Annotated in this window: 20 protein-coding genes; 14 read left to right on the top strand and 6 right to left on the bottom strand. The window is 73.5% G+C overall.

Going from position 1 to position 16,962, the window contains the following annotated elements; genetic code table 11:
* Positions 1-61: 61 nt before the first annotated feature.
* From AB0J55_RS13020 to AB0J55_RS13010, 3 genes are all read right to left on the bottom strand, one after another.
* Entirely contained in the window at positions 62-445 is a 384-nt protein-coding gene (locus AB0J55_RS13020) for an STAS domain-containing protein (protein WP_364246983.1), read from the bottom strand.
* 95 nt (positions 446-540) lie between these two features.
* Positions 541-1,713, bottom strand: coding sequence for a VanZ family protein (locus AB0J55_RS13015; RefSeq protein ID WP_364246980.1), 1,173 nt, complete (start codon positions 1,711-1,713; stop codon positions 541-543).
* A 75-nt stretch (positions 1,714-1,788) separates the two neighbouring features.
* Complete coding sequence (locus AB0J55_RS13010; protein ID WP_364246977.1) at positions 1,789-1,983, bottom strand: antitoxin; 195 nt, start codon at positions 1,981-1,983, stop codon at positions 1,789-1,791.
* A 319-nt stretch (positions 1,984-2,302) separates the two neighbouring features.
* Between AB0J55_RS13010 and AB0J55_RS13005 the strand changes: the two genes are divergently transcribed.
* The 4 genes from AB0J55_RS13005 (at position 2,303) to AB0J55_RS12990 (ending at position 7,461) form a co-directional block, all read left to right on the top strand.
* The gene (locus AB0J55_RS13005; protein WP_364246974.1) at positions 2,303-3,985 is read left to right on the top strand and encodes a sulfatase; all 1,683 of its coding nucleotides are present in this window, start codon (positions 2,303-2,305) and stop codon (positions 3,983-3,985) included.
* Positions 3,986-4,105: 120 nt separating this feature from the next.
* Positions 4,106-5,344: a diguanylate cyclase gene (locus AB0J55_RS13000; RefSeq protein WP_364246971.1), complete on the top strand. Its 1,239-nt coding sequence runs from the start codon at positions 4,106-4,108 to the stop codon at positions 5,342-5,344.
* 338 nt (positions 5,345-5,682) lie between these two features.
* A complete protein-coding gene (locus AB0J55_RS12995; RefSeq protein WP_364246968.1) occupies positions 5,683-6,810 on the top strand; it encodes a S1 family peptidase in 1,128 nt (375 codons plus the stop codon).
* Positions 6,811-6,909: 99 nt separating this feature from the next.
* On the top strand, positions 6,910-7,461 hold the full coding sequence (locus AB0J55_RS12990; protein ID WP_364246965.1) for a dihydrofolate reductase family protein: 552 nt from the start codon (positions 6,910-6,912) through the stop codon (positions 7,459-7,461).
* 4 nt (positions 7,462-7,465) lie between these two features.
* Here AB0J55_RS12990 and AB0J55_RS12985 read toward each other — a convergent pair whose 3' ends face one another.
* Positions 7,466-8,737, bottom strand: coding sequence for a vanadium-dependent haloperoxidase (locus AB0J55_RS12985; protein WP_364246963.1), 1,272 nt, complete (start codon positions 8,735-8,737; stop codon positions 7,466-7,468).
* A gap of 114 nt (positions 8,738-8,851) precedes the next feature.
* Between AB0J55_RS12985 and AB0J55_RS12980 the strand changes: the two genes are divergently transcribed.
* From AB0J55_RS12980 to AB0J55_RS12960, 5 genes are read left to right on the top strand one after another with little or no spacing between them, the layout of a single operon-like run.
* Positions 8,852-9,448 carry a sigma-70 family RNA polymerase sigma factor gene (locus tag AB0J55_RS12980; protein ID WP_364246960.1) on the top strand — a complete coding sequence of 199 codons (597 nt, stop codon included), beginning with the start codon at positions 8,852-8,854 and terminating at the stop codon, positions 9,446-9,448.
* Positions 9,445-10,128: a Rieske (2Fe-2S) protein gene (locus AB0J55_RS12975; protein WP_364246957.1), complete on the top strand. Its 684-nt coding sequence runs from the start codon at positions 9,445-9,447 to the stop codon at positions 10,126-10,128. The genes AB0J55_RS12980 and AB0J55_RS12975 overlap by 4 nt, the downstream gene beginning before the upstream one ends.
* 38 nt (positions 10,129-10,166) lie before the next feature.
* Positions 10,167-10,559 carry a plastocyanin/azurin family copper-binding protein gene (locus tag AB0J55_RS12970; protein WP_364246954.1) on the top strand — a complete coding sequence of 131 codons (393 nt, stop codon included), beginning with the start codon at positions 10,167-10,169 and terminating at the stop codon, positions 10,557-10,559.
* Complete coding sequence (locus AB0J55_RS12965) at positions 10,556-11,491, top strand: metallophosphoesterase (protein WP_364246951.1); 936 nt, start codon at positions 10,556-10,558, stop codon at positions 11,489-11,491. The genes AB0J55_RS12970 and AB0J55_RS12965 overlap by 4 nt, the downstream gene beginning before the upstream one ends.
* Positions 11,488-11,859 (top strand): hypothetical protein, encoded by a 372-nt coding sequence (locus AB0J55_RS12960; protein WP_364246948.1) that lies wholly within the window; start codon positions 11,488-11,490, stop codon positions 11,857-11,859. Before AB0J55_RS12965 ends, AB0J55_RS12960 begins: the two co-directional genes overlap by 4 nt.
* A 6-nt stretch (positions 11,860-11,865) precedes the next feature.
* Here the strand turns inward: AB0J55_RS12960 and AB0J55_RS12955 are convergent, their stop codons facing one another.
* Entirely contained in the window at positions 11,866-12,648 is a 783-nt protein-coding gene (locus AB0J55_RS12955; RefSeq protein ID WP_364246945.1) for a crotonase/enoyl-CoA hydratase family protein, read from the bottom strand.
* Between the two features lie 112 nt (positions 12,649-12,760).
* On the opposite strand from AB0J55_RS12955, the gene AB0J55_RS12950 reads away from it, so the two are divergent.
* From AB0J55_RS12950 to AB0J55_RS12940, 3 genes are read left to right on the top strand one after another with little or no spacing between them, the layout of a single operon-like run.
* Positions 12,761-13,123, top strand: a complete 363-nt coding sequence (locus tag AB0J55_RS12950) for a GntR family transcriptional regulator (protein WP_364246943.1) — start codon at positions 12,761-12,763, stop codon at positions 13,121-13,123.
* Positions 13,120-14,001 carry an ABC transporter ATP-binding protein gene (locus AB0J55_RS12945; RefSeq protein ID WP_364246940.1) on the top strand — a complete coding sequence of 294 codons (882 nt, stop codon included), beginning with the start codon at positions 13,120-13,122 and terminating at the stop codon, positions 13,999-14,001. The genes AB0J55_RS12950 and AB0J55_RS12945 overlap by 4 nt, the downstream gene beginning before the upstream one ends.
* Entirely contained in the window at positions 13,998-14,693 is a 696-nt protein-coding gene (locus tag AB0J55_RS12940) for a hypothetical protein (RefSeq protein ID WP_364246937.1), read from the top strand. Before AB0J55_RS12945 ends, AB0J55_RS12940 begins: the two co-directional genes overlap by 4 nt.
* Before the next feature lie 100 nt (positions 14,694-14,793).
* Here AB0J55_RS12940 and AB0J55_RS12935 read toward each other — a convergent pair whose 3' ends face one another.
* Positions 14,794-15,336 (bottom strand): CGNR zinc finger domain-containing protein, encoded by a 543-nt coding sequence (locus AB0J55_RS12935; protein WP_364246934.1) that lies wholly within the window; start codon positions 15,334-15,336, stop codon positions 14,794-14,796.
* Positions 15,337-15,482: 146 nt separating this feature from the next.
* On the opposite strand from AB0J55_RS12935, the gene AB0J55_RS12930 reads away from it, so the two are divergent.
* Both AB0J55_RS12930 and AB0J55_RS12925 read left to right on the top strand, forming a co-directional pair.
* Complete coding sequence (locus tag AB0J55_RS12930) at positions 15,483-16,157, top strand: AzlC family ABC transporter permease (RefSeq protein ID WP_364246931.1); 675 nt, start codon at positions 15,483-15,485, stop codon at positions 16,155-16,157.
* The gene (locus tag AB0J55_RS12925) at positions 16,154-16,474 is read left to right on the top strand and encodes an AzlD domain-containing protein (protein ID WP_364246928.1); all 321 of its coding nucleotides are present in this window, start codon (positions 16,154-16,156) and stop codon (positions 16,472-16,474) included. The genes AB0J55_RS12930 and AB0J55_RS12925 overlap by 4 nt, the downstream gene beginning before the upstream one ends.
* Positions 16,475-16,962 lie beyond the last annotated feature (488 nt).

Genomic DNA, 16,962 nt, shown 5'->3' with positions numbered 1-16,962 from the left:
GGGAGGCCCTCCCCTTCTTCATGCCCGGAACCGGGCCCGCCGACACGGGTCTCCGAGGCGGTCATGCCGCACCCCAGGAGGTTTCGACCGCTTCGAGGGCGGGGTGCACCGGCATGACGTCGCCGAGACCCAGCAGCGTGATGGGCCGGGACACGGCCGGTTCGGTCGTCACGACGGCGAACCGGCCGCCCGCCGCGCGCAGCCGCCGGGCCAGCCGGAGCAGGACCTGCAGGCAGCTGGAGTCGCAGTACCGCACGTCGGTCATGTCGGCGACGACCTGCGTGACGCCGTCTTCCGGCGCGAGCAGCTCCGCGAGCTTGGCCGAAACCGCGAAGTCGAACTCACCGCGCAGGGTGTAGACGCCCAGGTCTCCGTCGGCGTGCGCTTCGAGCGACCAGCCGTCACCGGAGAACCGCTGCCGGGGCCGCGCTGCGTCGGTGGTCATCAACAAGCTCCAGAGTGGGGATCGGGACGCGGGCTGGCGGCTCAACCCGTTCCGGACGCAATCTACCAGCGCTGTCGACCCCGGGCAGCGCGGTGTCACCGTCCTTTAAGGACTTTCTCCGGGCGGGCGGGTTCGGCGGCCGGCGCCGGCTCCGCGGCGGCCGGGGGCACGACGGCGGTGTTGACGGTGCGGGTCAGCCGTTCGTAGGGCGCCCGGTGCTCGTCGTCGAGCAGCACGGCCAGCGGCGTCCAGACCCCGACCACGAACACCGACGCGGCCAGCGCGACCGGCAGCAGCAGCCGCTCGGGGTGGTTTCCGAGGTCCCAGTGGTCCAGGTCCAGCAGCAGCCAGGTGAGCCACAGCGGCGAGAGCAGGACGCCGTTGCGGACCAGCAGCGCGACCGGTCCGGCCCGGCGGCCGCCGCGGCGGGTCACCCGCAGCAGCATGGCCCGCTTGCCGGGCGTCGACCCGGTCACGGCGGGCAACACCACGAACCAGACGAGGGCGAGGATGAGCACCGGCGTGTCGCGGTGGCGCAGGTCCTCGCCGAACAGCGTCAGCAGGCCGAAGAGGAACCCGAGCAGCGCGGCAAACCCGAGCAGGTCGGTGGCCAGCGCGAACAGCCGCCGGGTGAAGGTGACCTTCGCGGCGTACCGGCGCCGGTCGTGCTCGGGTTCCGGCGACGGGAGCAGCCGGCCGAGCGGCCCGGCCAGCAGCCAGCCCGCGACGACCCCGGCGGTGTTGAGGATCAGGTCGTCGACGCTGAACAGCCGGTACGGGCACGGGTAGACGAACCACAGCCCGGTCAGCTGCGTCAGCTCGAAGAACAGCGACACGCCGAAGCCGACGAGGGTCGCGGGCAGCAGCCGCATCCGCTGCGCGTACCGCACGTAGAACCCGAGCGGGGCGAGCATCACGACGTTGAGCGCCGTGGTCCAGACCGCCGGGTTGTGCAGCAGCGCGCCGGGGCTCCAGTGGCCGCGTGCCCGCTGGGACACCACTTCGACGAAGTAGAACGGCCGCAGCTGCGGGGAACTCGCGTAGGTGTGCCCGGTGCAGTAGCCGGGGTCGGCCGGCAGCGGCAGGACCGTCTGCATCGCGATCGCCAGCAGGTAGAAGAGGAACGCGTAGAAGACGAACGTCGGCCAGCCGCCGGCCCGCCCGCGGCGGCGGTAGCTGACGAAGGCGGCCGGCAGCATGACGGCCAGCGCGACGAACGGGAACAACAGGAGGGCGGTGCGAACGGGGACGAGGTAGGTGGCGACCACGGAGCCGGTGGTACCCAGCCGCGGGAGGGGTGAAGCGTGGTTCCCCCGGACGGCTGGGCGATCACCGGCGCCGCCTCACTGCGGGGGCGCGTCCTGCTGCCCCCCGCCCTGCCGGTGCAGGAACTCCTTCGCCTTGTCCGAGCCCTGGTCGATCTTGTCGGCGTGGTCGCCGAACCGCTGCTTGGCGGCGTCGGCCGCCTTGTCGATGCCCTGGTCGGCCTGGTCCGGGTGGTTCCCGAGCGTTTCCTTCGCCTTGTCGAACAGATTCATCGGTTCGCCTTCGTTCGGAATCGATCTTCGGACATCCCGAGGAGAACACCGGTGGCCCCGGCCCGCAATGCTCCCTCACCTGTACCGGGGGTTCTCGGCGTTTCCGCGGGTGAAAGGCGGGGGAAGCGGGTTTGCGACGGGGGTGCGCGGGTAGGAACGGCCGTTTTCGGTGTTTGCCGCGAATGCGCGGATCGTCCTCGCCGGAATCCGGCCCGCGTGAACCGCAGCGCGCCGCGGCCCGTATACCGGGTGAGGATCGCCGGCCCCGCCGCACGGGCCGGGCGGTCGCCGCCGCGAACCACCACCACGTGAGGCCCGCATGCTCCGACTGACCGGCCCGATCACCCCGGCCGCGCCCCTGCCCGACTTCGGCCTGCCCCGCGGTGCGCGGCGGCACGCCGTGGCCGGCCGGATCCTCACCGGGCTGGCCGCCCTGCTCGTGCTGTTCGCGCTGCTCGCGCCGGACGACCTCACCTCCCTCTCCGCCGCATCCTTCGTGCGCGTGCCCGTGGAGGGCCTGCTCGTCGCCGCGCTGGTGCTGGTCCTGCCGCCGCGTCCCCGGCGCGTCCTCGCCGTCGCCGTCGGCCTCGTCCTCGGGCTGCTCGTCGTGCTGAAGGCCCTCGACACGGGGTTCTACGCCACCCTCGAGAAGCCGTTCGACCCGATCTACGACTGGAGCTTCTTCCACGCCGGCGTCGAATTCCTCGCCGGGCAGATCGGGGACGCCGCCGCCGTCGCCGCGCTCGCCGGGGCCGGGCTGCTCGCCGTGGCCGTCGTCGTGCTGATGGTGCTCGCCATGCTGCGGCTGAGCCGGGTCGCCGCCGGGCGGCGGAGCGGGGCGACCCGGGTCGTGGCCGTGCTCGGGGTGATCTGGATCGCCTGCTCGGTCTTCGGGGTGGAGATCGCGCCGGGCCAGCCCGTCGCCGCGCAGAGTGCGGCGGCGCTGGCCTACGGCGACCTCCGTCAGGTGGGCGCCGACCTGCGGGAACAGCGGCCGTTCGGCGAGGTCGCCGCGGAAGACGCGTTCCGGGCCACGGCGGGGCCGCAGCTGCTGAACGGGTTGCGCGGCAAGAACGTCGTGCTCACCTTCGTCGAAAGCTACGGCCGGGTCGCGCTCGACGACCCGGGTTTCGCCCCGAAGATCGGCGCCACGCTCGACGCGGGCACCGCCCAGCTGCGCGCCGCGGGCATCGGCGCACGCAGCGCTTTCCTTTCCTCCTCGACGTTCGGCGGCGGCAGCTGGCTGGCGCACTCGACCGTGCAGTCGGGGATGTGGATCGACAACCAGCAGCGCTACAACGACCTGCTCGCCAGTGACCGGCTGACCCTCGGCGGGGCGTTCCAGCGGGCGGGCTGGCGGACCGTCTGGGACGTGCCCGCGCACACGAAGGACTGGCCGGAAGGGCAGCGGTTCTACCACCCGGACGGCTACTACGACGCCCACCACGTCGGCTACCAGGGGCCGGGGTTCGCCTACGCCACCATGCCCGACCAGTTCACGCTTTCGGTGCTGCAGCGCACCGAGCTCGCGAAGGCGACGCCGCAGCGGCCGGTGATGGCCGAGGTCGACCTCGTCTCCAGCCACGCGCCGTGGTCGCCGCGGCCCTGGCTGGTCGACTGGAACCAGGTCGGGGACGGCTCGGTGTTCGGCCCCATGCCCGGGGCGGGGGAAGCGCCGGAGTCGGTCTGGAAGGACCCCGCGAAAATTCGCGACGCCTACCGGGACGCCACCGACTACTCCCTGAAAACGCTGATTTCGTTCGTGCAGCACTACGGCAGTGACGATCTCGTACTGGTTTTCCTCGGCGACCACCAGCCGCCGGTGGTCACCCCGCAGGGCGCGGTGCACGACGTGCCGGTCACCATCGTGGCCAAGGATCCGAAGGTGCTGGACCGGATCGCCGGCTGGGGGTGGACGGACGGCCTGCACCCGGCCGCGCAGGCGCCGGTCTGGAAGATGGACTCCTTCCGCGACCGGTTCCTCACCACTTTCGCGCACTGACCGTCCACTGAGGACGCAGTACCCGTCCGTGTGCCCGGGCTTCCGCCTGCCGCCCGGGGCGCCTATCGTGGGAGGTGCCGGGCGGGGGAGCCCGGCCGATCCACGGACACGGGAGGGTAAGTGGATCCGCAGGGGGAATTCACGGCCGCACACCCGTCCGCAGGCACCCGGCTGCGCACCGCGCCGCCCGGCGTCCTGCCGTACTACCTGGCGCTGGAGGCCGCCGCCGTCGTGCTGCCGTTCGCCGTGCCGTCCACGGCACCGACGGCCCGGGAATGGCTGTTCTTCGCGATCCTGCTGGGCTCGGCGCTCGCACAGGCGGAGCTGTCGGCCCAGGCCGAGCGGATGCAGCGGTTCCTGGCGCGCAACCCGCACGTCAGCCTGAGCTCGGTCTGGATCTTCGCCGCGGCACTGGTGATGCCGCCCGGGCTCGCCGCGGTGCTGACCGTGCTCATCTACGCGCACGCGTGGCTGCGCACGGCGGACGTGCCCGGCGTGCGGCCGTACCGGGTGACCTGCTCGGTGGCGACGTGCGTGGTGACCGCCTTCGCCGCCTGGGCCGTCGCGGGCCTCTTCGGCACCACCTCCGGCGCGCCGGAGGTGGCCGCGACGTTCGCCGCCGGCCTGACGTTCTTCCTGGTCAACACGGTGCTGGTGATGATCGGGTTCAAGCTCCACGACCCGTCGCGCCCGTGGCTGTCGCTCGCCGGGTCGGTGCCGGAGAACGTGCTCGACGCGGCCACGCTGTGCTTCGGGGCGGTCGCCGCGGTCCTGCTCACCGCGCGGCCGGAGCTGGTGGCGCTGCTGGTGCTGCCGCTCGTGCTGCTGCGCCGCGGTGAGCTCGGGCGGCAGCTGGCGCTGCGGAGCCGCGACCACACGACCGGGCTGCTCACCATCGCGGAGTGGCGGGCGCGCGCGGAGGCCGAGCTGGAACGGGCCCGGCGCACCGGGGTCGCCTGCGGGATCCTGATGATCGACCTGGACCACTTCAAGCGCGTCAACGACACCCACGGCCACCTGGCGGGCGACGACGTCCTGCGCGCGGTCGCCCGGGCCGTCCGCGGCGAGGTGCGGATCTACGACGCGGTCGGCCGGTTCGGCGGCGAGGAGTTCGTCGTGCTGCTGCCGGGTATCGGCCGGGGCCACTCGGCGGCGGTCGCCGAACGGATCCGCGACGCGGTGGCGGGCCTGGTCGTCGAGACGGCCGACGGCCGCCGGATCGACGGGTTGTCGGTGTCGATCGGGGTGGCGGTGCACCCGGCGGCGGGCAGCGGGGTGGACCAGGTGCTCGGCGCCGCGGACAAGGCCGTGTACGAGGCGAAGAACACCGGGCGGAACCGGGTGTGCGTGCGCCGCTGAAGCCGGAGCCGCCCGCGGGGGGACGGACGGGCACCTCCGCTGCCCGGCAGACTCCCGTCCGGCTCGCCGCGCGCGAGGCCGTGTTGTACTTGGTCCAGACCTTTGGCAGCGCTGCCCGGGAACGGGTGGCGGCACGGCGCGGGTGAGCCGGGTGCGGCCCGCGCTCCTCGTTCGCGCGCGAAAACCCTTGTGCCCGAACAGGTCTCCGTAGATCCTCCACAGTGGACACCAAGGCCGGGAATCCGGACAGAAGACCGGACAAACCTGGACCGCCCGGGTTCGGCGCCGCACACTCGGCGGACGGTGTGTTTCTTTCCCCCGGCCTTGGAGGAGTTCCCATGCGTCGAAGAATCGCCCTGGCCCTCGGCGGCGCCGCCGTCCTCACGGCTTCGCTGGCCTCCGCGGCGCTCAGCCCCGCCGCCGCGCAGGCGTCACCCGGGCTGATCGCCGCCATGCAACGGGACTTCGGGCTGACCGCCGCCCAGGCGTCGACCCGGCTGACCCAGGAAATGAGCGCCACCAGGGTGCTGCCGGCCGCCCAGCGGGCCGCCGGTGCGGCCTTCGGCGGCGCGTGGTTCGACCCGGCGCTCGGCAAGCTCGTCGTCGGCGTCACCGATCCGGCCGCGGCCGCCGCCGTCCGGCAGGCCGGCGCCGAACCCACCGCCGCCCGGATCAGCGCGGCGAAGCTCGACGCCGTGAAGGCCGCCATCGACACCTCCGCCAAGGCGGCTCCGGCGCCCGCCGCGGTCAGCGGCTGGCGGGCCGACCCGCGGGCCGGCAGCGTGGTGGTCACCCTGCGGCCCGGCGCGCACGGTGCCGACGTCGACGCGTTCCTCGCGAAAGCCCGCAAAGCCGGCCCGGTCACGGTGGCGACCGCGCCGGCCGCCGAGCCGTTCTCGGCCGGCACCGTCGGCGGCGACCCGTACTACATCAACGGCAACGTCCGCTGCTCGATCGGCTTCTCCGTGCAGGGCGGATTCGTCAGCGCCGGGCACTGCGGCGGGGCTGGCAGCTCGGTCGCCGGCTGGGACGGCTCGTGGATGGGCACCTTCGCCGGATCTTCCTTCCCCGGCAACGACTATTCGTTCATCCGCATCGGCGGCGGCTGGTGGACCGCGCCGGTCGTGCTCGGCTGGGGCACGGTGAGCGACGCGCTCGTCCGCGGGTCCTGGGTCGCGCCGGTCGGCACGTCGGTGTGCCGCTCGGGGTCGACCACCCACTGGCACTGCGGTGTCGTCGAAGGGCAGAACGAGACCGTCAACTACTCCCAGGGCGCGGTCTACCAGATGACCCGGACGAACGTCTGCGCCGAGCCCGGCGACTCCGGCGGCTCGTTCATCACCGGTGACCAGGCCCAGGGCGTCACCTCCGGCGGCTGGGGCAACTGCAGCTCCGGCGGGGAGACGTGGTTCCAGCCGGTGAACGAGATCCTGCAGACCTACGGCCTCTCGCTCGTCACGGCGTGAGCCGATCCGGCGGCGGTCGATGAATCCGGCGGCCGCCGCCGGTAGGTACCGGTGCTCACCGCGCCACCGGGGCGCGGTGGCAGGACACCGGGAGCGGACATGAGCGTGATCGTGGTCGAGTTCATCACCCTGGACGGCGTCGTGGACGACCCCGACGGGTCGGCGGGTACCGCGTTCGGCGGCTGGGCGTTCCGGCACGGGCCGGAGTCGGTCGGCGGGGACAAGTTCCGGCTCGGGTCGCTGCTGGAGACCGGGACGCTGCTGTTCGGCCGGACCACCTGGGAGCTGTTCGCGAAGCTGTGGCCCGGCCGGACGGGCGACTTCGCCGACCGGCTCAACGCGGCGTCGAAGCTGGTCGCTTCGCGGACCCTCACCGACGTCGGTGCGTGGCAGAACTCGTCGTTGCTGCAGGGCGACCTCGCCGAGACGGTGAAGGCGCAGAAGCGGGATGTCGTCGTCATCGGCTCGATCGGGATCGCCCGGACGCTGGCCGGGCACGACCTGGTCGACGAGTACCGCCTGCTCGTGTTCCCGAGCGTGGCGGGCGGGGGACGGCGGCTCTTCGACGGCGTGGCCGCCGACCTGCGGCTCGTGTCGAGCACGCAGGTCGGGGCCGCGGTGCTGAGCACCTACCGGACGCGCCCGGCGTAGGCCGTCACGACCGGAGGACGAACGCGGCCACGTCGTGGCCCAGCTGCCGGCCGGCCTCGTGGTCGAGCCGGGTGTGGACGCCGGCCACGATCCGGCTGAGGCCGGCTTCGTCGGCGGCGGCCTGGAACGCGGAGAACCGGCGGACCACGCCCGGCAGCACCTCGGAACCGACTTCCAGGGGCCACCGCGGCCCGTACTCCTGGCGCAGGACCAGCGCGCCCGCCTGCGAGATGACGCTGTGCGCGCCGGGGTACGCCGGGTCGGCCGGGGTGGTGGCGAGGCTCGACCAGTCCGGGACGGCGCCGGTGGCCGGGTTCCCGTCCTCGCCGGCCAGCCGGATCGCGGTGACCGGCCGCCAGATCCGGTAGTGGTATTTGGCGTCGTAGAAGGCGATCACGGCGTCGGCGAAGCTCAGGTTGAGCCGCGCGAACACCCGGGCCGCGACCAGCAGGCTGCTGCGCGAACCGCCCACGACCGACTGGGCGATCTCGTTCCAGTAGTTCCAGATCGGCGCGGCCCAGAACCGCGCCTGCCCGGTCTCGTCGGCGGTGCGGGTGGTGCTGGTGTCGCGGCCGGCCGCGGCCACCTCGTGCAGGGCGGTCGCGTACCGCGCGCTGCTCAGCGCAGGGTACGGCCTCGGCCGGAACTGCCCGGGCCGGTCGAGCACGAACGGCGTCACGGCGGCCCAGTGGGTGAACACGGCGGGGGCGAACGCGGGTGGCGTCGGCCGGTACTGCCCGGGCGCGGTGCCCGGCGGCAGCGCGGGCGGGGTCGCGGCCGAGCCGTCGTTCGCGCGCAGCCCGAGCAGCAGCCGGGCGACCAGCCGCCCGGCCCGGACGCCGGCGTCCCGCGCGGCCGGGGGCGTCACCCCGGCCAGCTGCCCGGCCAGCAGGCTCGCGAGGTCGCCCGCCCGGGTGGGGTAGAGGGCGGCCAGCACGTCGTGGGCGGCCTGCGCCGCGGCGGCCTCCGGCGCCGCCCGTCCCGGGGCGTCGACGGTGAACAGGTAGGGCCGCCCGGTGCCGGTCACCGCCACGACGGCGTCGTGGATCGCCGCGTGCAGCAGGGCGAAACTGCGCGTCGGGTGCACGGTCGGCGGCTGCAGCCCGGCGGTGCGCACGATGGCCAGCAGCTCCCGGTTCCAGGCGAGGACGACGTCCGCGCCGCCCGGCCGCACCGGGGCCGCGGCGGCGGGACCGGGCAGGCCGGTGGTGGCGAGCACGGCGGCGGCCGCGCCGCCGGTGGCGAGCAGCGTCCGGCGCGACATCGATGTGGTCATTTCGCTTCCCCAGGGTCGTCGGAGGGTTCGCCAGCCGATACGGTCCCCGGTTACAGGTGTAACCCGGGCGCGTACCTCTCACTGGCGGGAAGAGTCGTGGGGAGAAGGCGGGCGGTGCCGGTGGCACAGCGGTTCCGGCGCAGGCGCGCCGAACAGGACGAGGCGGGCGCGGCACCGCGCCCGCGGCTGCACGCGGTCGGGGCGGACGTCTACCCGGACTGGGAGGCGGTCTACCGCGACAACGTCGACCGCGTGTACCGGCTGATGTTCTCGAAGGTGGGCAACCGGCCGGACGCCGAAGACCTCACGACCGAGGTCTTCCTGACCGCGTTGCGGCCGCTGCGCGTGTCGGCGAGCGTGGGTGAGGTCCGGGCGTACCTGCTGGCCACCGCGCGGACCGTGCTGGCCGGGCACTGGCGGCGCACGCTCGGCCGGGAGATCACCACGTTGGACGAGGAGCACGACGTCGCCGGATTTGAAGCGGGCACAGTCGAGGACGGCACCGTGGATCCGGGCATCTCGGCCCGCGCCGAGGCGATCCTCGCGCTCCTGCCGGAGCGGTACGGGCGGATCCTGCGGCTGCGGTTCCTGCAGGCTTGTTCGCTGAAGGAAGCGGCGGAACAGCTGGGCACCACCGTCGGCAACGCGAAGGTGCTGCAGCACCGGGCGCTGCGCCAGGCGGCCCAGCTGGCGGAAGGGATGGAGACGTGAGCACTCGAGGCGTCCGCCGGTTCGTCAAGGACCTCCTGCGGCGGCGACGGCCGCGCCCGTTCGCGGCCGGCCCCGAGGACGAGGCCGAGCTGCGGACCGCGGTGCTGCTGCGCGCGGCCCGGCCCGGCGGCGGCGCGGCGAGCGAGGAGTTCGTGGCCGGGCTGCACCGCCGGCTCGCCCAGGAACTCGGCGAGCCGGCGCCCGCGCGTGGCGGCAACCGCCGCCGGTTCATCCAGGTGTCCTCGGCCGCGGCGGTGGCGGCCGCCGCGGGCGCGGGCGTCGAGTACCTGGTGACGCCGGGGGGCGAATCCGCCGCGACGCCACCCCCGCCGGAAGAAACGCTGCGGCCGGAGAACGGTCAGTGGCGGGCCGTCGTCGCGGCGCACGACCTGCCCGAGGGCGGGGTGCTGCCGTTCGACTTCGGGGCGGTGGCCGGGTTCGTGCACCGGTCCGGCGGCCAGGTGCGGGCGGTCTCGGCGACCTGCACGCACCTCGGGTGCCGGCTGAACCTGGACGCCCCGGCCCGGCGGCTGAACTGCCCGTGCCACCGGACGTCGTTCGCCGTCGACGGCGTGGTGCTCGTGCACCAGCTGCCGGTGACGCCGCCGCCGTTGCCGCACCTGGTGGTGCGCGAAGCCGGGGGAGTGGTCGAGGTGCTGGTGCCACCCGAAGGGGCGTAACCCGCGCGCGTATCCCTGGCATGAGGATTTCCGTTGGGGTGAAACACTTCCTGCTCGCGGCCGCGGCGGCGCTGGCGCTCACGGCCTGCGCCGCGGCACCGCCGCCCGCGGCACCACCGCCGTCGATGCCCGGCATGACGAGCACGCCGTCGCCGTCCGCGGCCGGAAACGCCACCGCGAATGCCATCGCCATCAAGGACTTCGCGTTCGCGCCCGCGTCGACGACGGTGAAGAAGGGCACCACCGTCACCTGGACCAATTCCGACCAGGACCCGCACACCGTCACCAGCACCGGTTCCGGTGGCCCGCTGCGGTCGCCGACCCTCCGAACCGGACAGTCCTATCAGTACACGTTCAGCACCCCGGGCACGTTCGAGTACCTGTGCACGATCCACCCGTTCATGACCGCGACCGTGACGGTGACGCCGTGACCGAAGCGCACGACCCCGAAGGCATGACCCGGCGCCAGCTGCTGCGCCACACGGCGTGGTTCGGCGCCGCGGTGGTCCTGACCGTCACCGGCGGCGAGGTGATCAGCCGGATCGCCGCGCCCGGTGAGGCCGTCGCGGTCGACGACCCGAACGCCCTGCGGTTCGTCCAGATCAGCGACAGCCACCTCGGGTTCACCGGCCCGGCCAACACCGCCGTCGAGCAGTCGTTCTCCCGCGCGCTCACGCAGATCAACGGTCTCGGCCACCGGCCCGACTTCGTCATGCACACCGGCGACCTGACCCACCTGTCCACGCCCGCCCAGTTCGACCAGGTCAAGCAGATGCTGGGCACGCTGGACGCCGGGCACGTGGCCACCGTGCCCGGCGAGCACGACTCGGTCGACGACGCCGGGCAGAAGTACCGGCAGGCGTTCGGGGCCGGCACCGCGGGCGACGGCTGGTACAGCTTCGACGTCAAGGGGGTCCACTTCATCGCGCTGGTGAACACCCTCAGCCTGGAGAAGCTCGGCCACCTGGGGCCGGACCAGCTGGAGTTCGTCCGCAAGGACGTCGCGAAGCTCGGCTCGGACACCCCGATCGTGGTGTTCAGCCACATCCCGCTGTTCGCGATGTACCCGGCGTGGGGGTGGGGCACCGACGACGCCGCCCAGGCGCTGTCGTACCTGCGGCGGTTCTCGTCGGTGACCTGCCTCAACGGGCACGTGCACCAGCTGTTCACCAAGACCGAAGGGAACATCACCTTCCACAGCGCGACGACGACGGCGTACCCGCTGCCGCAGCCGGGCACCCGGCCGGCGCCGGCGCCGGTGACGCTGCCCGCCGGCAAGCTCGCCGACGCGCTGGGCATCCGCGAGGTGGCCTACCGGCCGGGGCAGCCGGGCCTGGCGGTGAAGGACGTGAAGCTGGCATGAACTTCGTCCTCCGGATCGCGACGGCGGTGTGCCTCGCGCTGAGCGGGTTCCTCCACGCACAGCTGTACGCCGGCGGCTACCGGGTGATCCCGGTGATCGGCCCGGCGTTCCTGGTGCAGGCGGCCGCGTCGATGGCGGTGGCGCTCCTGCTGCTGGCGGGCGGCCCGGTGCTGCTGCGGCTCGCCGCGGCGGCCTTGGCCGCGGGCGCGCTGGCGGGGTTCGCGTTGTCGCGGACGACCGGGCTGTTCGGGTTTTCCGAGCGGGGCTTCCAGCCCGCGCCCCAGGCGTTGCTCAGCGTCCTGGCCGAGGCGGCGGTCCTGGTGCTGGTCGCGGTCGTGCTCTACCGGGCCAGGGCGGCGAGACGCTGACCGCGGTCAGGCGGGGTCGTCGAACTTCCCGTGCCGTCCGGCGCCGGCGGCGAACCGGGCGGCGCCGGAGACGCCCTCGCGCTCGACGATCGGCACCCCGGCCGCCCCCTCGGCGCGCAACGCCTCGGCCAGCGGGAGGTCGAGCCCCGCGTACGCCGACGCCCGGTCGGCGAGGACGCACTCGAAGGGGAACGCGGCGATCTGCGCGGCGAGTCCCCGCGCGGCGGGTACGGCCTGGCCGGGCTCGACGACGCGGTTGGCCAAGCCGATCTGCAGGGCCTCCGCGGCGTCGACCGGCCGGCCGGTGAGGATCAGGTCGAGGGCCCGGCCGAGGCCGATCACCCGGGGCAGCCGGACGGTGCCGCCGTCGATCAGCGGCACGCCCCACCGGCGGCAGAACACGCCGAACACCGCGTCCCGCTCGACCACCCGCAGGTCGGCGAGCAGGGCCAGCTCGAGCCCGCCCGCGACGGCGTACCCGCTGACGGCCGCGATCAGCGGCTTGCTCAGCGCCAGCCGGGTCGGCCCCATCGGCCCCGCCCCGCTGCCGTCGCGGGTCAGCTCGTTGCGGCGGTCCGGGTCGCCGGTCGCGGTCAGGTCCGCCCCGGCGCAGAAGGTGCCGCCCGCCCCGGCCAGCACGGCCACGCGCTGGCCGGGGTCGGCCTCGAACGCCAGGAACGCGTCCCGGAGCTCGGCGGCCATCCGCCCGTCGACCGCGTTGCGGCGGTCCGGCCGGTTCATCCAGACCACCGTGACGGGGCCGTCCGTCTCGACACGCACGTCGTCCATCGGTCCTCCACGACTCGTCCTGGGGGGCAACGTATCGCGTCTTGACAGGAACGCGCCGAGGCTCCATGGTTAGTTACATGACTAATGAACCGATGAACCGCGGTGCGCCGGCGTGAAGGACGACGGGCGGCCGCTGTTCCTGCAGATCGCCGAGCAGATCGAGAACTCGATCGTCGACGGGAGCCTGGCCGCGGACACGCAGGTGCCCTCCACCAACGAGCTCGCGGCCTTCCACCGGATCAACCCGGCGACCGCGGCCAAGGGCATCAACCAGCTCGTCGCCGACGGGATCCTCTACAAGAGACGAGGCATCGGCATGTTCGTCGCCACCGACGCCCGCGCGCAGCTGCTGGAGCGGCGGCGCCGGGACTTCACCCGGCAGTTCGTCGCCCCGCTGATGGCGGAGGCGGCCAAGCTCGGCATGGACGCCGAGGAGATCAAGAAGCTGATCGACGTCTGGGAGCCGCAGGGATGAACGTGGTGCGCACCACCGGGTTGACCAAGCGCTACGGCCCGCTCGCCGCGCTCGACGGGGTGAGCGTGGAGCTCGCGGAGAACACGATCCACGGGCTGCTGGGCCGCAACGGCGCCGGCAAGACCACGCTGATGAAGATCCTGACCGGGCAGGCCCGCGAAACCGGTGGCACGGCCGAGGTCTTCGGGCAGCACCCGTACGAGAACGCCGGCGTGCTCTCGCGGATCTGCTTCGTCAAGGAAAGCCAGCACTACCCGGAGAAGTTCCGGGTGAAGCACGCGTTGCGGGCCGCGGAACTGCTCTACCGGAACTGGGACGGCGCGTATGCCGCGGCGCTGCTGGCGGACTTCGCCGTCCCGGAAGGACAGCTGCTGGGCAAGCTTTCGCGCGGCCAGCTTTCCGCGGTCGGGGTCACCATCGGGCTGGCTTCGCGCGCGCCGCTGACCCTGTTCGACGAGCCGTACCTCGGCCTCGACGCCGCCGCGCGCCAGCTGTTCTACGACCGGCTGCTCGCCGACTACGCCGAGCACCCGCGCACGATCGTGCTCTCCACGCACCTGATCGACGAGGTCGGCGACCTGATCGAACACGTGGTGCTGCTCGACCGCGGCCGGGTGCTCATCGACGCCGACGCCGAGTCGCTGCGGGGTGACGCGGTCGCGGTCACCGGACCCGCCGACGCCGTGGAGCGCTTCGCCGCCGGGTGCGACGAACTGCACCGCGAACGCGTGGGCGGCTCGCTGCGCGTCACCCTCACCGGCGCCCCGGACCGGCTCGCACCGGGGCTGGACTTCGAGCCGGTTTCGCTGCAGCAGCTGGTCGTCCGCACCACCCAACGGCACGGTGGCGCGGTCGCCGCCGGGAAGGAAACCCGATGACACGCGTGCGCGACGTCGCTCGGATCCAGCTGGTCCACTGGCCGGCGCTGCTGGCCTACCCGCTGGGCTTCGTGGCCGCGATGCCCCTGCTGGGCCTGGCCATCGACGTCTCCAACGGCGAGACGGCCGGCGGGCCGCACGAGATCTACCTGCTGCCGGCGCTGTGGGGGATGGCCGCGGCCGGGCACCTGCAGTCGATGACCCAGGTGTTCCCGTTCGCGCTCGGCCTCGGCGTGACGCGCCGGACGTTCGCCGCGGCCACGGCGCTGGTCGTCACGGCGCAGGCGTTGTTCCTGGGGCTGGTGCTGGTGGCCTTCGGCGCCGTCGAGCGGGCCACCGGGGGCTGGGGGCGGGAAGCCCGCCTGTTCGGGCTCGGCGTGGTGCGCCAGGACGGCCCGGTCACGCAGTGGCTCGCCTACACCGGGCCGATCGTGGCCGTGTCGGCGATCTGCGTGCTGGCCGGTGTGGTGTTCCAGCGCTGGCGGCAGACCGGGATGTACTTGGCGGTCCTCGGCAGCGCGGCGGTGCTGGCCGGGTTCGGTGCCCTGGCGAAGGCCCAGCGCTGGTGGCCGTCGATCGGCGCCTTCCTCGGCGCCCAGCCGTCGCTGACGCTGTTCGCGGCCGGCCCGCTGGCGATCGCGGTGGCCCTCGGCGGCCTGGCGTGGCTGGTCCTGCGGCGCGCGACGGTGTGAGTGGCGCGGCGGAGACCTTCTGTCCGATGAGGACAGTCGCTTGTGGTCACTCAGGTGCCACCCGGCCCGGCCGGAATGCCTCGGTGGTCGGCGCCGCCGGTCACGCCGTGGAGCCGGCCGCCTGGCGGGCGCGGTAGGCGCGCATCTTGTGCCGGGCGCCGCAGACGGACGTCTCGCACCAGCGGCTCACCACGTTGGGGGACCGGTCGTAGAACGCCCACCGGCAGTCCTCCGCCGCGCAGGTCTTCAGCCGGCGCAGGGAGCCGTCGAGGCCGGTGGTGATCACCGCCGCGAGCACCCGGGTGATCGCCGCGTCCAGGGCGGTCGCGTCGTCGCCGGTGAACGCCACGTGCGGGCCCGCCTGCAGGAGGGGGCGGGTGCCGGTGCGGGCCAGTTCGCCGTTGAGCGCGTCCAGCCCGCCCGCGGTGCCGCCCAGCAGCTGCCGCAACGCCTCCCGGAACCGGCGGACGCGGGTCAGGTCCGCCTGGGTCGGCCGCGCCGGGCACGGCAGGCCCTCGGCCGCCGCCCACGCCACCAGGCCCGCCGGGGTGGTCAGATCGTCCCGGTCCTCCAGCAGTTCGCTGGTGTTGACCAGGCTCTGGACCACGGCGAGCGGAGGGGGTGCTGCCGGACGCGGTGCCATGCCCGTCAGGTTACCAGTACTCGCGTCTGCTGGTTACGAGGTCGGGAAACAAGGGTTTGAGAAAGGAATTTCCCGGGTATCGGTGGGCTGCCGGGTTACCAACGTACGCGGCTGTTGGTAACGTCGAGCTCAAGGAGGTGGATCTCGTGACCGAAACCACCGCTGAGCCGGCCCGGACCCTGCGCCCGGTGCTGCCGGTGGCCGCCGCCGACCTGGCGGACGGCATGGCGTTCGGGGCGCTCGCGGCCTCGGTCGGGATGGGCGTGCTGGCCCCGGTGGCCATGTCGCTGCTGGTGTTCTCCGGCAGCGCCCAGTACGGCGCCGTCGCCGTCATCGCGCAGCACGGCTCGGTCTGGGCCGTGGTCGGTGCGGCGGCCGCGCTCAACGCCCGCTACCTGCTGATGGGCACCACGATCGCCCCCGCGCTGACCGGGTCCGCCTGGTCGCGGGCGGGGACGGCGATGCTGATCACCGACGGCTCGTGGGCGGTCGCCCACCGCGGCGACGGGAAGTACGACCTGCAGACCCTGCGGCTGGCCGGCGCCCTGTGCCTGTGCGGCTGGACGGCGGGGACCGCGCTGGGTGCCGTTCTCGGTGACGCCATCGGCGATCCGGGACGGCTCGGGCTGGACGCTGCCTACCCGGTGTTCTTCCTCGGCCTGCTGCGCTCGCACCTCAAGGACGCCCGGTCGTGGGGCCTGGCGGTCCTCGGTGTCGTCACCGCGGCCGCGCTGGTCTTCTGGGCACCGCCGGGGATCCCGGTGCTGGTGGCCGGGGCCGTCGGCGGCGTGACGGGAGCAGTGCTGGGGGTGCGGCGATGACGTACCAGTGGATCATCGTGCTGGCCCTCGGCGTCACCGCGCTCACGCTGCGGGTCGTGGTGCCGCTGGCCGCGGGCGGCCGGGAGCTGCCCAGGTGGCTGCGCAACGCGCTCACGTGCGCGACCCCGGCGCTCATCGCCGGGCTGGTGGTCACCCTGCTCTGGCCGGCCTCGGGCACCGTGTCGCCGGTGCGGACGCTCACCGCGCTGGCGGGCGTCGGCGCCGGGATCCTCCTGCTGGCCGGAAAGCGGTCGATCCTGACCGCGATGGTCGGCGCCGCGGTGGTGACCGCCCTGCTGCGCCTGCTGTTCGGCTGATTTCGTCACGCCGCGCGGAAAACGGATCGGAAAACGCACAGCGAAATCCCGGAAATCGGGGAATGGGCGCTCCTCCAGTGGAAGGATGGATCCGGGTGACAACGGAGACAATGGTCTTTTGGAGTGAAGGGCCGTGCGGCTCCGACCACGGCCGGTGAAACGGAAAGCGTTTCCCGGCCGCCCGATGGGCGTAGTTTGTCGAAGGCAAACGGGTGGTAAACCGCAAGAAGCCACCCTTGAGGGTGATGGCCGGCCGGGGTTGACCACTGCAGCTCCGCCCGGAAGCGCCGACGGAAAACCAGAGTTCACCCGCGGGCGGGAACGAGCTGCGGGTCCCGATTGGGGGAAGGACGTCGTGAACAGTGCCGTGCCGGCCGTGATCAGCCGGCCGCAGGGAGGGTTCCGGTCCGGGCCCGAATGGTGCCACGATCGTGGCGAAGCGGCTGCCACGGCCGTTCGGAGCGCCCGACGGCCGACCGCCGCCTCCT

It is taken from the genome of Amycolatopsis sp. NPDC049688 (assembly GCF_040674975.1).
Taxonomy (GTDB): domain Bacteria; phylum Actinomycetota; class Actinomycetes; order Mycobacteriales; family Pseudonocardiaceae; genus Amycolatopsis.
Note: the sequence above shows the minus strand (reverse complement) of the source record. Positions and strands in the feature narration are given on the sequence as shown.

Bases quoted from the DNA above. Each gene is read 5' to 3' on its own strand.
- AB0J55_RS13020 (WP_364246983.1), bottom strand. From the start codon at position 445: ATGACCACCGACGCAGCGCGGCCCCGGCAGCGGTTCTCCGGTGACGGC.
- AB0J55_RS13010 (WP_364246977.1), bottom strand. From the start codon at position 1,983: ATGAATCTGTTCGACAAGGCGAAGGAAACGCTCGGGAACCACCCGGAC.
- AB0J55_RS13005 (WP_364246974.1), top strand. From the start codon at position 2,303: ATGCTCCGACTGACCGGCCCGATCACCCCGGCCGCGCCCCTGCCCGAC.
- AB0J55_RS12995 (WP_364246968.1), top strand. From the start codon at position 5,683: ATGCGTCGAAGAATCGCCCTGGCCCTCGGCGGCGCCGCCGTCCTCACG.
- AB0J55_RS12990 (WP_364246965.1), top strand. From the start codon at position 6,910: ATGAGCGTGATCGTGGTCGAGTTCATCACCCTGGACGGCGTCGTGGAC.
- AB0J55_RS12985 (WP_364246963.1), bottom strand. From the start codon at position 8,737: ATGACCACATCGATGTCGCGCCGGACGCTGCTCGCCACCGGCGGCGCG.
- AB0J55_RS12960 (WP_364246948.1), top strand. From the start codon at position 11,488: ATGAACTTCGTCCTCCGGATCGCGACGGCGGTGTGCCTCGCGCTGAGC.
- AB0J55_RS12955 (WP_364246945.1), bottom strand. From the start codon at position 12,648: ATGGACGACGTGCGTGTCGAGACGGACGGCCCCGTCACGGTGGTCTGG.
- AB0J55_RS12945 (WP_364246940.1), top strand. From the start codon at position 13,120: ATGAACGTGGTGCGCACCACCGGGTTGACCAAGCGCTACGGCCCGCTC.
- AB0J55_RS12940 (WP_364246937.1), top strand. From the start codon at position 13,998: ATGACACGCGTGCGCGACGTCGCTCGGATCCAGCTGGTCCACTGGCCG.
- AB0J55_RS12935 (WP_364246934.1), bottom strand. From the start codon at position 15,336: ATGGCACCGCGTCCGGCAGCACCCCCTCCGCTCGCCGTGGTCCAGAGC.
- AB0J55_RS12925 (WP_364246928.1), top strand. From the start codon at position 16,154: ATGACGTACCAGTGGATCATCGTGCTGGCCCTCGGCGTCACCGCGCTC.